Below are 13490 nucleotides of genomic sequence, written 5' to 3'. Positions count from 1 at the left end.
TGTGTCTCTTGCCGATGGATCCGGGCGGGGCTAGGGTGCCGCTCGGATAAGTCACTAGCTAGTAGCTACTAACTAATTCGCCCTGGTAGCCAACTGGCGAGCGACGAAGAGGCAGCTCGCGGCCGGACTTCGGGAAGGGGTGGGGACGCTTTGGGTTGGTGCCGGACAGCGGCGCGGCGCAGGTTGTCGCAGCGTCGCGCAGGATGAAGTCGGCCTCGCACGGCTGTTGTTGGAGGCGGCCACTCGTGTGCCGTACAGTCCCCGCAGTGTTGTCACGGAGTGATGGCGGCGCCCGACGGAAAGGTCTTGGCGAAGATGGCTGACGGTGCGCCTGGCTATCGGCGTGACCGGCCCCGGTTGCCGGGCCCCGAGCGACGGCGCCAGATCATCGACATCACTTCCGCACTCATTGCCGAGCGTGGTTTCTGGGGCCTGTCGATGCAGGATGTGGCCGACCGGTGCGGGCTCACCGTGCCCGGTGTGCTGCGCCATGTCAGCTCCAAGGCCGGCCTGCTCATCGCGGTGCTGGAACACCGGGACGCCGAGGACGCCCGATCGCTTCGGGCACAACTCGGCGTCGGTGAGGACGAGATACCGGACGAGTGGTCCGTCGACGGCCCCGAGGGAGTCGGCCTGCGGCAGTTGTGCTCCGCGACCATGCGGCGCAATGCGGAGCAGCCGGAGATCGTACGGCTCTTCACCGTGCTCGAGGCCGAGTCGCTGACGCCGAGCCATCCCGCGCACGCCTACTTCGCCAAGCGGCAGAAGCAGGCGACAGCGGCCTTCGCGTCCCTGGCCAAGGGCCTCAGCGACCGTCCTGAATCCCTCGCCCGGCACATCATGGCGATGATGGACGGCCTGCAGATCCAATGGCTGCGCGCGCCGGAGACGTTCGGCCTGGTCCGGGAATGGGAGGCCGCCGCCGAGGTGCTGTTCGGCGCACCGGAAGGTGATGCGCGTGGGCAGGAACGGCAGCGGAAGCGGAGCGACTGACCGAACCGACGCCACGCGGTGGGTCAGCGCGGGAAGGTGATCTCCCGTTTGAGGATCTTGCCGCTGGCGCCCTTCGGCAGGGCGTCGAGGAAGAGAATCTCGCGCGGATACTTGTACGGGGCCACGCGGTCCTTGACGAACTGCTGGAGTTCGGTGGGGTGTTGCCCGGCGCCGGGGCGCAGGACCACCGCGGCGGCGATGTCCTCGCCGAGGGTGTCGTGGGGGATGCCGAGGACGGCGGCTTCCAGGATGTCGGGGTGTTCGTAGAGGACTTCCTCGATCTCGCGCGGGTACACGTTGTAGCCGCCGCGGATGATCATGTCCTTCTTGCGGTCGACGACGAAGAGGTAGCCGTCCTCGTCCTCGCGCACGAGATCGCCGGTGCGCAGCCAGCCGTCCACGATGGTCTCCGCCGTCGCCTCCGGAAGGTTCCGGTAGCCCTTCATCACGTTGTGGCCCCGGACGGCCAGTTCGCCGGTCTCGCCGCGCGCCACCGGTGTGCCGTCGGGGCCTATGACCTGGACCTCGACCCCTTCGATGGGGGTGCCCACGGAACCGGGCTTGCGCGGCCGGTCCGGGTGGTTGAAGGAGACCACCGGTGAGCACTCGGACATGCCGAAGCCCTCCAGGATCGCGCAGTCGAACTGCTTCTCGAAGGCGTGCAGAACGGGAACGGGCAGGGACGCACCGCCGGACACGCACAGTCGCACCGACGAGGTGTCCGTCCCGTCGGGCCGCTGCAGCAGGGCGGCGTACATCGTGGGAACGCCCTCGAAGACGGTCACCTGGTCCCGCTCGATCGCGCGCAACACCTCCGCCGGGTCGAACCTCGGGACGAGCACCAGACACGCGCCCTGTCTGACGGCCGCGTTCATCGCGCAGCCCTGCCCGAAGATGTGGAACAGGGGCAGACAGCCCAACACCACGTCCTGCTCGGTGAGGTGGAAGAGCCGGGTGACCACCTCGACGTTGCGCGCGAGGTTGTCGTGCGACAGTTCCGCGCCCTTGGGGCGGCCGGTCGTACCCGAGGTGTAGAAGATGGCGGCCGTCGCGTCATCGCTCCGCTCGGCGACCGTGGTCAGCGGCTCGTAGGACCCCGCACCGGCTGTCGCGTCGGCCACGTCGACGCGGACCAGGCGGGTGCCGGTGGCCTGTGCGGCCGGTTCCGCCTCGGACAGGGAGAGGTCCGTCGTGAAGAGGCGGACCGCGCCGGAGTCGGTCAGGTAGTACTCGATCTCCCGCGCCTTGAACAGCGGGTTGACGGGGACGACGATGCCGCCGGCCCGCAGGATGCCGTAGTAGAGGATGACGAAGGCAGGCACGTTCGGCAGCATCAGTCCGACCCGGTCGCCGGGGCGCAGTCCGTCGGCGGCCAGGGACGCCGCGACCCGTGCGGACATGTCGTCCACCTCGGCGTACGTCCAGGTCCGCTCGCCCAGCCGCAGGGCGGGCCGGTGAGGATGACGTGCGGCGGCGAGCACGACGTTGTGCGCCAGGTTTGCCATGATCTACAGCTCCTCGATGGGGCGGCGGCCAGGGTCCGTCCCGGGATGGTTGCACATCCCTGTGCAGGCAGGCGTGTGCCGTGTTCCGGATCACACGCCACGGGCCGCGGTGTTCGCGGAGCGCGCTCGGCGCAGCGAACGGGAAGCGCTTTCGAGCCATTGCGTGGGAGCGCTTCCATGGCCGTCGTGTCCATGCCACGATGCTTCGGGCGTTACCCGTTCCGAGGGGCGAGGCGTGTGGATTCCGCGTGCGCGCGCCATGGTCGCTCCTCCCAACTCCCTTGGCGCCCAAGCCTGTTCCCCCGAGCAATTCCTCCTGCTGACGGATGGGGCAAGGACGTGTCCACGACTGCCGGCAACACCGCACACCGCCCGAGGAGAACGCTGCGCAGGCTGCTGGTGGCGCTCCTCGGAGCACTGCCGTTACTCGCCGCCGCACTCTTCGTCGCGCCCGCCGCTTCGGCCGCACCCGCGGCCCCGGCCCGCACCGAAGCCGCCGCCGCGGCCCTCACCGAAGTGACGAACTTCGGCACCAACCCCAGCAATCTGCAGATGTACCTGTACGTGCCGAACAGCGTCACCGCGCACCCCGCGGTCGTGGTGGCCGTGCACTACTGCACCGGCTCCGGCCCGGCGATGTACTCCGGCACCGAGTACGCCTCGCTGGCCGACCAGTACGGCTTCATCGTCGTCTACCCGTCCGTCACCCGCGCCAGCAAGTGCTTCGACGTCTCCTCCCCGCAGGCCCTGCACCGCGACGGCGGCAGCGACCCGGTGGGCATCAAGTCGATGGTCGACTGGGTCACCCGTACGTACAACGCGGACACCAGCCGGATCTTCGCCACCGGGATCTCCTCCGGCGCGATGATGACCAACGTTCTGCTCGGCGACTATCCCGACGTGTTCGCGGCGGGCGCCGCGTTCTCGGGTGTGCCGTTCGGCTGCTTCGCCACCACCGACGGCTCCGAGTGGAACAGCGCGTGCTCCGGAGGCACGGTGATCCACACCCCGCAGGAGTGGGGCAACCTCGTACGCGGCGCCTACCCCGGCTACACCGGGCCCCGGCCGCGCATGCAGGTCTGGCACGGCACCGAGGACGCGACCCTGACGTACCCGAACTTCGGGGAAGAGATCAAACAGTGGACCAACGTCCTCGGCGTCAGCCAGACGCCGTCGGCCACCGACACGCCCCAGTCCGGCTGGAACCGCACCCGCTACGGCTCCACAGGCGACCGCGCCCCCGTGGAGGCGATCAGCCTGCAGGGCGTCGGACACAACCTGTACACGTGGGGGATGGGGGCCCGCGTCCTCACGTTCTTCGGCCTCGACGGCGGCGGCACCGTGCCCCAACCCCCGGCCGGCGCCTGCAAGGTGACGGTCACCACCAACGCCTGGAACACCGGTCTGACCGCCTCCGTGACCGTGTCCAACACCAGCACCTCGGCCGTCACCGGCTGGAAGCTGGGCTTCACCCTGCCCTCCGGCCAGACCATCACCAACGGCTGGGGCGCGACCTACGCCCCCGCGAGCGGCGGCGTGTCCGCCACCGACGCCGGTTACAACGCCTCGATCGCCCCGGGTGCGAGCGTCGGCATCGGCTATCAGGCCACGCACACCGGCAACAGCGCCGCACCCACCGCCTTCACCCTCAACGGAACGGTCTGCACGGTCACATGATGCCGAAACCGCTGCCGAAGCGCTTCTCGCGCGAGGTACCGCTCGTCCACCTCCTCACCGTCTGCATCCTCGCCCTCGCCCTGGTCTGGACGTCCTCCGCCGTCCAGGCCACGGGCGGGAGCCCGGCGCCGGGCCGGAGCTGGGTGAACACCTGGACGGCGATGCCGCAGCTCACCGAGCCCGCCAACCTGCCGCCCGCGCCGTTCACCGGGAGCGACGCCACGCTCGTCGACACCACGCTGCGCCAGACCGTTCATGTCTCCACCGGCGGCACCCGGGTCCGGCTCCGCTTCTCCAACACCTTCGGCGGGACCCCGCTGCCCCTCACCGCGGTGACGGTGGCGCTGCCGTCGCAGGGGCGGGCCGGTGTCAGCGCCGTCGAGGCCGGTTCCGTACGACGGGTGACGTTCGCCGGGCGGGCCTCCGCGACCGTACCGGCGGGGGCCCAACTGGTGTCCGACGCCCTGGACTTCGACCTGCGGCCGGGGTCGAATCTGACGGTCACGGCCTACCTGGCCGAGGGGCAGGCGTCGCTGGCCCTCACCTCCCACCCGGGCTCCCGCACCACCTCGTACCTCCTCAAGGGCGGCGACCACACCGAGGACGCCGACCTGCCGCAGGCGACCCCGGTCGACCACTGGTACCTGCTCAGCGACGTCGAGGTCCTCTCCCGCCCCGGCACCGCGGCCGCCGCGGTCCTCGGTGACTCCCTCACCGACGGCCGCGGCTCCACCACCAACGCCAACAACCGTTGGCCCGACCAGCTCCTGGACCGGCTCCGGGCCCACCCCGCCACCACCGACGTCGCGGTCCTGAACCAGGCGGCCGGCGGCAACCGCGTCCTCAACGACGGCCTCGGCCCCAACGTCCTCGCCCGCCTCGACCGCGACATCCTGGCCCGCAGCGGAGTCGCCTGGCTGATCGTCTTCGAGGGCGTCAACGACATCGGCACCGCCGACGCCACCGAGGCCGCCCAGCGCCGGGTCGCCACCGAACTGACCGCCGCCTACGACCAGATCGTCGTCCGGGCGCACGCCCAGGGCATCCGTGTCTACGGCGCGACCCTGCTGCCCTTCGGCGGCAACACGCCGTACGACGACGCGGGCGGGCTGCGCGAGTCGACGCGGCAGACGGTCAACAGCTGGATCCGCACCAGCGGCCGCTTCGACGCCGTCATCGACTTCGACCGCGCGGTACGCGACCCGGACAACCCCCGGCGCCTGCTGCCGACCCTCCAAGTCGGCGACTGGCTGCACCTCAACCCCGACGGCTACCGGGCGCTGGCCGCCGCCGTACCCCTGGGGCTCTTCCCCGACAGGAAGTGAGGAGCACGGCGGCCCTGTCCGGTGAGGGCGCGGCCGCCGTCCGCACGGCCTGACGCGCATAGCATTTCCTCCGTCCGCAGCAGGACCCGAGGAGGAACATGAACGCCGTCACCGGATTCGAGCACGTTCCCACCACCACCCTCGCCGATGTCGTGGGACGCGCGCAGGTCATGGACATCGGCCTACGACCGCTGTGGTCCCCGCCGCCGCGCGTGGCGGGCCCGGCGTTCACCGTGCGGTGCGCTCCCGGTGACAACCTCATGCTGCACGCGGCCATCTACCGCGCGGCGCCCGGCTCGGTCCTCGTGGTCGAGACGGGCGGCGACGTGGACTACGCGCTCGCCGGCGGAAACGTCTGCGCGATCGCCCAGCGCCGGGGGATCGTCGCCCTTGTGGTCGACGGCGTGATCCGCGACCTCGCCGAGGTGCGCGAGCTGGGCTTTCCCGTGTTCGCCCGCGGAATCATCCCCGTGCCGGGGGTGAAGAAGGCCGTCGAACCGCTCAACACCCCGGTGCGGTGCGGCGGTGTGACCGTGCACCCCGGCGACATCGTCGTCGCCGACGAGGAGGGCGTCGCCGTCACTCCCGGCGCCCGCCAGGAGGAGGTGCTGCGTGCCGCCCGGGCCGCGTTGGCGAAGGAGGCCGACGAAACCCTCGACGCGTGGGAGGCGGCACACCGGGCCCGCGTCGACAGGCTTCTGGCCGACAACGGCTTCGAGGACTGAGCCACGTCGAACCGGGCGCCGCCGGCATCGCTCAGGGCCCGGCGTCGCTGCGGGCCGTCCGTAGGTCCGCGCTCGACAACGTCATCGGGCTCGCGGTGAACGCCCGTACCCGGATGCGCACTCCGGGCCGCGGCAGCGGGAACCGGCCGTCGGGCGGCCGGAGTTGGTACCGCGCCGTGGCGTGCCCCTCCAGCGTGGCCGGACCTGCGACCAGCGTCCAGAAGCGGTTCATGCCCTGCCCCGTGGTCAGCGTGAAGTGCGGGCGCAGGGCCGAGTCGCCGGCGTTCGTGATGCGCAGGGTGAGTTCCGTCAGGGCGCCGTGGGAGCGGTGCGTGCCGAGGACCCGCATGCGCAGCGGTGGCGCCCCCGTCGCCGCCACCGTGACGGCCACCAGCGACGGGCACAGCAGGAGCACGACCGTCGCGAGCCGGGCCCGGCGGCGCCCCGGCCCGTCCAGGAAGGCGGGCCGCGGCTGCCACGCGGTGGTGAACGACGTCGGCGGCGCGGTGACGGCCGCGGCCAGCCACAGCGGGGTCATCAGCAGGTAGTAACCGTCCTGGGAGCGCGTCGCCGCGAAGAACGCGCACCACGGCAGCACCGTGGCGGCAGGGCCCAGCCGCCGTACGAAGAGGACGAAGAGCGCCAGCAGCGCGGCGGCCAGCAGCAGACTCGCGTGGGAGTACCAGACGAGCCGGTCGCTGCCGTCGGTGAAGTAGAGCGAGAGGCCCACCAGGCCCTGGCCGTGGATGACGGCGCCCTGGGTGAGCGGGAGCGCGATGCCGGAGAACCAGGCACTCGGCTCGCTCACCAGGAAGTAGGCGTTGACCAGCAGCCAGGTCGCCGCGGCGACGCCGACGATCCGCCCCACGGCGGCCGCGGCGCCGCGCGGCCCCAGCTCACCACGGCGCAGTGCGTAGACCCCGGCGAGCAGGAACGGCGCGAGAAACCAGGGGAGTTGCTGCGCCGCACACGCCGCGCCCAGACAGGCCGCCCGCACCCAGTCGCCGCGCCCGCCGCCGCCCAGCCGTGGCCAGCCCGCCACCACCGGGATCAGCAGGGCGAGCGCGACCACCGCCGGATAGCCGAGCCGGGCGTAAGTCGGCAGCAGGCCGAAGCCGAGGCAGACCAGTGTGGCCGCCGAGCGCCACGGCGTGGGCAGCAGCCGCCACATCACGATCGTCCCCACGACCAGCGCACCCGTGCTGACCAGCGTCGCCGCGGCCGCCCCGTGGCCCAGCCACAGCAGGGGCGCGGTCAGCAGCACGGACAGCGGCGGATAGCCGTACGTGAAGTCGTAGCCGCCCGTCACCGTCGGGGTGAGCGCGACTCCGTGGCCGAAGAGCCAGGGCCACGGCTGCCCGTAGACCGGGTGACCGGAAAGGAGCTGGTGGGCGGCCTGCGTGGTGAGGACCGCCTCGTCGCTGCCGGCGTGCCTCATGGCGTACGCGCACAGCGTCAGCGTCACGGCCGTCACCAGGACGACCAGGTCGAGGCGGGCCAGCGTACGGCCGCCGCGCACGACCAGGGCCAGGACGCCGGTCACGAGAATGCAGGCGTAGCAGAGCGAGATGGCCGCGGCCACGACGGGACGGTGGCTCGCGGCCTGCACCCAGATGTCGCGCGTGCCGATGAACAGGCTGATGTCGGCGAGCAGGGTCAGGACACGGTGCCACTGCGCCGGGGTCTCGTCCGGCGTCCACTTCCGCGCGGGGTTCCACCGAGCGGTGGGCGAGGGCCTTGTCTCTGCCAAGTACACGGCAGGGGACGCTAATTCCCGCAGGTGAGCGGGGTGTGGCCGGACGTGAAAAGTCCGGTGTGAGGCTGGTAAGAAGCGCGGGCCCGGCGGAGCCGCCGCCCCGCCGGCCCTTGTGTCAGGCGTTGGAGAGGGCCACCTCGGTCGATTTGATGAGCGCCACCACGGGGGTGCCGGCGGTCAGACCGAGCTCCGCGACCGCGTCCCTGGTGATCGCGGAGGTCAGCTCGCCGCCCGTGACGTCCACCTTGACGCGGGCCATGGCGCCGCCGGTGGCGACGTCGGTGACCGTGCCAGGGAGCTGGTTGCGGATGCTCACCCCGTCCACCGGGCCGACGGCCAGGGACACCTCCGTCGACTTGACCAGGGCGCGGACCTTGGAACCCGGGGCGAGCCCCAGGTCCTCGACGGCCTCCAGGGTGATGGCCGCGGTCACGTCCTGGCCCCCGTCGAGACGGACCCCGACCGTCGCCATCACCTCGCCCGGGGTGACGGTCGTGACGGTGCCGGGGAGCTGGTTGCGGATGCTCAGGCTCATGAGGGACGCCTCGATTGCGGAGGAAGGTGCCGGTTTTGCTCAATTATGTACACGTCTCAGTACACGTCGCGCACATACCGCTTGTCCGCCGCGAGTTGCTTCACGTACGCGGCGGCCTCCGCCTCGCCGAGCCCGCCGTGCGCGACGGCGATGTCCCGCAGCGCCCGGTCGACGTCCTTGGCCATACGGGAGGCGTCCCCGCACACGTAGAAGCGGGCGCCGTCCTGGAGCCAGTGCCACAGCTCGGGCCCGTGTTCACGCATCCGGTCCTGGACGTAGACCTTGGCGCGCTGGTCGCGGGAGAACGCCGTGTCCAGCCGGCTGAGGGTGCCGTCCTGCCTGAAGGCCGCCAGCTCGTCCTCGTAGTAGAAGTCGGTGGCGCGGTGCTGCTCGCCGAAGAACAGCCAGTTGGGCGCCCGGTGCCCGAGCGCCCGCCGCTCCTGGAGGAACCCGACGAACGGCGCGACTCCGGTACCGGGACCGACCATCACCATCGGCGTCGACGGATCCGCCGGCGGCCTGAAGTGCGGCGACCGCTGAACGAAGACCGGCACGGCGATGTCCGCCTCGGCGTCGGCGAGAAACGGTGAGCAGACCCCGCCCCGGGGTTGTCCGAGCAGGTTCTCGTACCGTACGACGGACACGGTCAGTGACACGCGGTGCGGATCGACGAGCGGGCTCGACGAGATGGAGTACAGGCGCGGTTGGAGCCGCTTGAAGACTCCCGCCCACTCCTGCGCCGAGGCGCGCACGGGATGCTCGGCCACCGCGTCGACGGCCTGCCGCCCCCAGGACCACTGCGCCAGCCCGTCCTTGTTGTCGGGCCGCAGCAGCTTCTTCAACTCCCGGTTGTCGTGGACGCGTTCGGAGAGGAAGCGAAGCAGGTCGGGGGTGATCCTGGTGATGTCGAGGTGCCGCTCCAGAGCCTCGGCGAAGGGAACTTCACCAACTCCACCGACATCTACGGCAGTCGACCGGTCGATCCCGGTCACCGCGAGCCATTCCTCCACCAGTCGCGACGAGTTGACCGGCCGCACACCGAGCGCGTCACCCGTCTCGTACGACAGTGATGTTCCGCTGGTGTCGAAGGTGAACCGGCGGACCTCCTTGCCCGCACCGGGACGACTGAGCAGCCGGTTCCCGGCGAGGCGGACGGTGGCGGGCGCGGGCTTCGGGGCCCGGGGCGCCGGTGGTGGGGCCGGCGCTGCCACCTCGGCCGGGAGCGCCGACGGGGGCGCGGTCCCGGCCGAGCCCAGCGCGCCGATCACCTCGTCGAGCCACGCGTCCGCGGAGGGTTCGTAGTCCGGCTCCAGGTCCGTACGGGGCGCGAGGCGTACGGCGCCCAACTCGTCCAGGCGCGCGTCCAGTCGGCGTCCGTGGCCGCAGAAGTCGGCGTAGGAGGAGTCCCCGAAGGCCAGCACGGCGTAGCGCACCCCGTCGAGGCGGGGGGCCTCCCGCCCGGACAGGGTGTCCCAGAAGCCGGAGCCGTTGTCGGGAGCGTCGCCGTCGCCGAACGTGCTGGTGATCAGCAACAGGTCGGCGCCTCGCGGGAGTCGGGCCAGATCCGTCTCGTCCATGCCGGCGAGGCTCGCGCGATGCCCGGTCGCGGCGAGTCGCTCGGCGGTGGCCACCGCGAACTCCTCGGCGTTGCCGGTCTGCGAGGCCCACAGCACCATGACCTCGCGTACGTCCTGCCGAGTGGCCGGCTCCGCCGACCGGGAGTACAGGCCGGCGAGGACACCGTTGACCCAGAGGGCGTGATCGGGGCTGAAGGGGGCGTCCGCGGGGAGCACGGGAACGCCGGGGGCACCGGAGCCGAGCCCCGCGAGGAAGCCGGTGAGGTACTGGCGCTCCTGGGCGGAGAGGACGGGTGGCGAGACCGGCTCCAGGCCGAACACCGCGGCCCCCGGGCTCACTTGAGCCGCCCCGGCGTTCGCGACCCCCGCCAGGACGACCTCGCCCACCGGAGCCGCGGCGGACGCGAACGGAGCCGCAACCGATGCGGGCGCAGTCGCAGCGGGTGCGGGCGGAGAAGGCGAGGAGACCCGCGCCACCGCCACCGCACACACCTTGAACCCGGGCTGGAACGACACCGGATCCACCGCGTCGCTGGTCACCGCGTTGATGCTCAGGTACTCGCCGAACAGGTCGTTCCAGTGGAAGGGAGCGAACAGGCACCCGGGCCGCACCCGGTCGGTGACGACCGCGGGCAGCACGGCCCGCCCCCGCCGCGAGGCGACCTCCACCGAGTCGCCCTCCGCGACGCCCAGCGCGGCCGCGTCCCGCGGATGCACCTCCACGAACGGCCCGGGATTCAGCTTGTTGAGCTTGGCGACCCTGCCGGTCTTCGTCAGCGTGTGCCACTGGTGCTGCACCCGCCCGGTGTTGAGCACGAACGGGAAGTCGTCGTCCGGCAGTTCCTCCTCGGGCAGGTGCGGCCGCGCGAAGAACACGGCACGTCCGCTGGGCGTGGGAAACGCCAACTCACCCCCGCCGCCGCCCACATACCGGATCGGATTGCGCGCGGGACCGTCCTCCTCGGCCGACGGCCACTGCACGGGCGTCTCCCGCAGCCGCTCGTAGGTGACACCCCGCAGGTCGTACCCGGTCCTGGGGTTCCAGGCCTGCTTGATCTCCTCGAAGACCTGCTCGGCGCTGTCGTAGGAGAACCCCTTCTCGTACCCCATCTCGCAGGCGACGGCCGCGATGATCCGCCAGTCCGCCCGTGCCTCCCCGGGCGGTTCGACGGCCGGCCGCGCGAGGGTGAGCGTGCGCTCGCTGTTGATGAGGACGCCCTCGGTCTCGGTCCACAGCGCGCCCGGGAGCACGACATCGGCGTACGCGTTGGTCTCGGTCTCCGCGAAGACGTCCTGCGTGACGACGAACTCGGCGGCTTCGAGGCCCTCGATGACCGTCCTGCGATTCGCCACCGAGGCAACGGGGTTGGTGCAGATGATCCAGCAGGCCTTGATCTCGCCGTCGGCCATTTTCCGGAACATCTCGACGGTGCCCTTGCCGACCCCGTCGGCCCGGATCGTGTCCGGCGGCAGCCCCCACAACTCCTCGGTGAACGCCCGCTCCTCGTCGACGAGCACGGACCGCTGGCCGGGCAACCCCGGGCCCATGTAGCCCATTTCGCGTCCGCCCATCGCGTTCGGCTGCCCGGTCAGCGAGAGCGGGCCGCTGCCCGGGCGGCAGATCGCCCCCGTCGCGAGGTGCAGGTTGACGAGCGCGTTCGTGTTCCAGGTGCCGTGCGTGGACTGGTTGAGGCCCATGGTCCAACAGCTTGTCCACTCACCGGACTCGGCGGCCTGCCCGATCAGGCGCGCCGCCTCCCGGATGTCGTCCTCCGCGATTCCGGTGAGGTCGGCGACGACGGCCGGCGGATAGTCGGCGAGGAACTCGGGCATCGCCTCCCAGCCCTCGGTGTGCTCGGCGATGAAGCCGGGATCGGTGTGGCCGTTCTCGTGCAGCAGGTGCAACAGCCCGTTGAGCAGCGCCAGATCGGTCCCCGGCCTGATCTGCAGGAACAGATCGGCCTTGACGGCGGTCGCGGTGCGCCGCGGATCGACGACGATCAGCTTGGCGCCCGCCTTGACCCGCTCCATGAGCCGCAGGAAGAGGATGGGATGGCAGTCGGCCATGTTCGAGCCGATGACGAGAAAGAGATCCGCCCGGTCCAGGTCGTCGTACGATCCCGGCGGACCGTCGGCGCCCAGCGACAGCTTGTATCCCGCACCCGCACTCGCCATGCACAGCCGGGAGTTGGACTCGATCTGGTTGGTCCGCACGAACCCCTTGGCCAGCTTGTTCGCCAGATACTGCGCTTCCAGGCTCATCTGCCCGGAGACATAGAAGGCGACGGCGTCCGGACCGTGCTCGTCGATGATTCGGCGCAGCCGGCGCGCGGTCTCCCGGATCGACGCGTCCACCGGGGCGGGTACCGGCTCCTCGCCCCGGTCGTCCCGGACGAGGGCGCTGGTCAGCCGGCCGGGCGCGGCGAGCATCTCGGCGGTGGTCGCGCCCTTGGTGCACAGCCGGCCGGCGTTCGCCGGGTGGGCCTTGTCGCCGGACGCCTTCAGTACCGTACGCCGCCCGTCGGGGCCCAGGCCGATGTCGAGGAGCATGCCGCAGCCCACGCCGCAGTACGAGCAGACCGTCCGCACCGTGCGTATCTCGGCATCGGCGCCGACCCTCCGCGGGCCCTGTGCGGCCACGGGCAGCCCCTCTCCGACCGGAAACGCTGACGTCGGCCGGTGCCGGCCGACGTCACCGGACGTCGTCCGACGTCCTCTGTTGTCGCCGAGCGTACGAATTGCCCGTTACGCGGATGTCACATCGTTCGATCATGAGGGGTTACGCCGTCTGCACAGCCGCCCTGCGGCCGATGTGAGGCCGAGGCGTGGCGGACCGTGTCGCTGTTGGGCCGAACGGGTGACCATGCGTAAGAATGCACCGTGCAGATATTGAGTGCGAGCCAGGACGGGGTGGGCCAGTGAACAGCCACGACGTCACCGATGAGCAGTGGGAAGGGCTCGCCCAGGTCGTTCCCTTGCGCGGCCGGGACGCCTGGCCCTCGGCGGTCGGTCACCGGTCGATCCCCGAAGCCGAGACCGAGACGCGGCGCCGTTTCGTCGTCCTGCGGATCAATGTGTTCGCGGACGCCCGCGAGGTCGCCGAGACGCTGATGGCGGGCATTCCCGTCCTGCTCGACCTGACCAGCGCGGAAACCGAGGTGGCCAAGCGGGTCCTGGACTTCAGCACGGGCGTCGTCTTCGGTCTCGCGAGCGGCATGCACCGCGTCGACCGGAACGTGTTCCTGCTGACACCGCCTGGCACGGAGGTACGGGGGCTGATGGAAGGCGCGGGGATCCCGGAGAGGTAGCCCAGAGGTCCCCGGGGGCGGTCCCCGAGGCCCGGTCTCCGGTGTGCGGGTCGCTCGATCGTAGGAAGGTCACCAAGACGGAACGGTTC

General features: G+C 71.2%; 9 protein-coding genes. 5 read left to right on the top strand and 4 right to left on the bottom strand.

Annotation, left to right across the window (positions count from 1 at the left end; translation table 11 throughout):
- The first annotated feature begins 315 nt into the window (after positions 1 to 315).
- Positions 316 to 993, top strand: a complete 678-nt coding sequence (locus ACN6LB_RS09880; RefSeq protein WP_445025471.1) for a TetR/AcrR family transcriptional regulator — start codon at positions 316 to 318, stop codon at positions 991 to 993.
- A 23-nt stretch (positions 994 to 1016) separates the two neighbouring features.
- Here the strand turns inward: ACN6LB_RS09880 and ACN6LB_RS09875 are convergent, their stop codons facing one another.
- Positions 1017 to 2498: a long-chain-fatty-acid--CoA ligase gene (locus ACN6LB_RS09875; RefSeq protein ID WP_445025470.1), complete on the bottom strand. Its 1482-nt coding sequence runs from the start codon at positions 2496 to 2498 to the stop codon at positions 1017 to 1019.
- A 339-nt stretch (positions 2499 to 2837) separates the two neighbouring features.
- Between ACN6LB_RS09875 and ACN6LB_RS09870 the strand changes: the two genes are divergently transcribed.
- The 3 genes from ACN6LB_RS09870 (at position 2838) to ACN6LB_RS09860 (ending at position 6225) form a co-directional block, all read left to right on the top strand.
- Positions 2838 to 4175 carry an extracellular catalytic domain type 1 short-chain-length polyhydroxyalkanoate depolymerase gene (locus ACN6LB_RS09870; RefSeq protein WP_445025469.1) on the top strand — a complete coding sequence of 446 codons (1338 nt, stop codon included), beginning with the start codon at positions 2838 to 2840 and terminating at the stop codon, positions 4173 to 4175.
- Positions 4175 to 5500: an SGNH/GDSL hydrolase family protein gene (locus ACN6LB_RS09865; protein WP_356139808.1), complete on the top strand. Its 1326-nt coding sequence runs from the start codon at positions 4175 to 4177 to the stop codon at positions 5498 to 5500. Before ACN6LB_RS09870 ends, ACN6LB_RS09865 begins: the two co-directional genes overlap by 1 nt.
- A 98-nt stretch (positions 5501 to 5598) precedes the next feature.
- The gene (locus ACN6LB_RS09860) at positions 5599 to 6225 is read left to right on the top strand and encodes an RraA family protein (protein ID WP_445025468.1); all 627 of its coding nucleotides are present in this window, start codon (positions 5599 to 5601) and stop codon (positions 6223 to 6225) included.
- A 31-nt stretch (positions 6226 to 6256) separates the two neighbouring features.
- Here ACN6LB_RS09860 and ACN6LB_RS09855 read toward each other — a convergent pair whose 3' ends face one another.
- The 3 genes from ACN6LB_RS09855 to ACN6LB_RS09845 form a co-directional block, all read right to left on the bottom strand.
- Positions 6257 to 7981 (bottom strand): hypothetical protein, encoded by a 1725-nt coding sequence (locus tag ACN6LB_RS09855; RefSeq protein WP_445025467.1) that lies wholly within the window; start codon positions 7979 to 7981, stop codon positions 6257 to 6259.
- A 115-nt stretch (positions 7982 to 8096) separates the two neighbouring features.
- Positions 8097 to 8516, bottom strand: a complete 420-nt coding sequence (locus tag ACN6LB_RS09850) for a TOBE domain-containing protein (protein WP_356139806.1) — start codon at positions 8514 to 8516, stop codon at positions 8097 to 8099.
- A gap of 56 nt (positions 8517 to 8572) precedes the next feature.
- Complete coding sequence (locus ACN6LB_RS09845) at positions 8573 to 12643, bottom strand: molybdopterin-dependent oxidoreductase (RefSeq protein ID WP_445025506.1); 4071 nt, start codon at positions 12641 to 12643, stop codon at positions 8573 to 8575.
- A gap of 323 nt (positions 12644 to 12966) precedes the next feature.
- On the opposite strand from ACN6LB_RS09845, the gene ACN6LB_RS09840 reads away from it, so the two are divergent.
- The gene (locus ACN6LB_RS09840) at positions 12967 to 13401 is read left to right on the top strand and encodes a cell division protein SepF (protein WP_356139804.1); all 435 of its coding nucleotides are present in this window, start codon (positions 12967 to 12969) and stop codon (positions 13399 to 13401) included.
- Positions 13402 to 13490: the final 89 nt, after the last annotated feature.

It is taken from the genome of Streptomyces sp. SAS_270, from assembly GCF_052543295.1.
This window is presented reverse-complemented; position numbering and strand designations above follow the sequence as displayed.

What these genes read in the sequence shown, in the direction of transcription:
- ACN6LB_RS09865 (WP_356139808.1), top strand. Translation starts at nt 4,175, where the DNA reads ATGCCGAAACCGCTGCCGAAGCGCTTCTCGCGCGAGGTACCGCTCGTC.
- ACN6LB_RS09850 (WP_356139806.1), bottom strand. Translation starts at nt 8,516, where the DNA reads ATGAGCCTGAGCATCCGCAACCAGCTCCCCGGCACCGTCACGACCGTC.
- ACN6LB_RS09840 (WP_356139804.1), top strand. Translation starts at nt 12,967, where the DNA reads ATGCACCGTGCAGATATTGAGTGCGAGCCAGGACGGGGTGGGCCAGTG.
- ACN6LB_RS09845 (WP_445025506.1), bottom strand. Translation starts at nt 12,643, where the DNA reads ATGCTCCTCGACATCGGCCTGGGCCCCGACGGGCGGCGTACGGTACTG.
- ACN6LB_RS09880 (WP_445025471.1), top strand. Translation starts at nt 316, where the DNA reads ATGGCTGACGGTGCGCCTGGCTATCGGCGTGACCGGCCCCGGTTGCCG.
- ACN6LB_RS09860 (WP_445025468.1), top strand. Translation starts at nt 5,599, where the DNA reads ATGAACGCCGTCACCGGATTCGAGCACGTTCCCACCACCACCCTCGCC.
- ACN6LB_RS09875 (WP_445025470.1), bottom strand. Translation starts at nt 2,498, where the DNA reads ATGGCAAACCTGGCGCACAACGTCGTGCTCGCCGCCGCACGTCATCCT.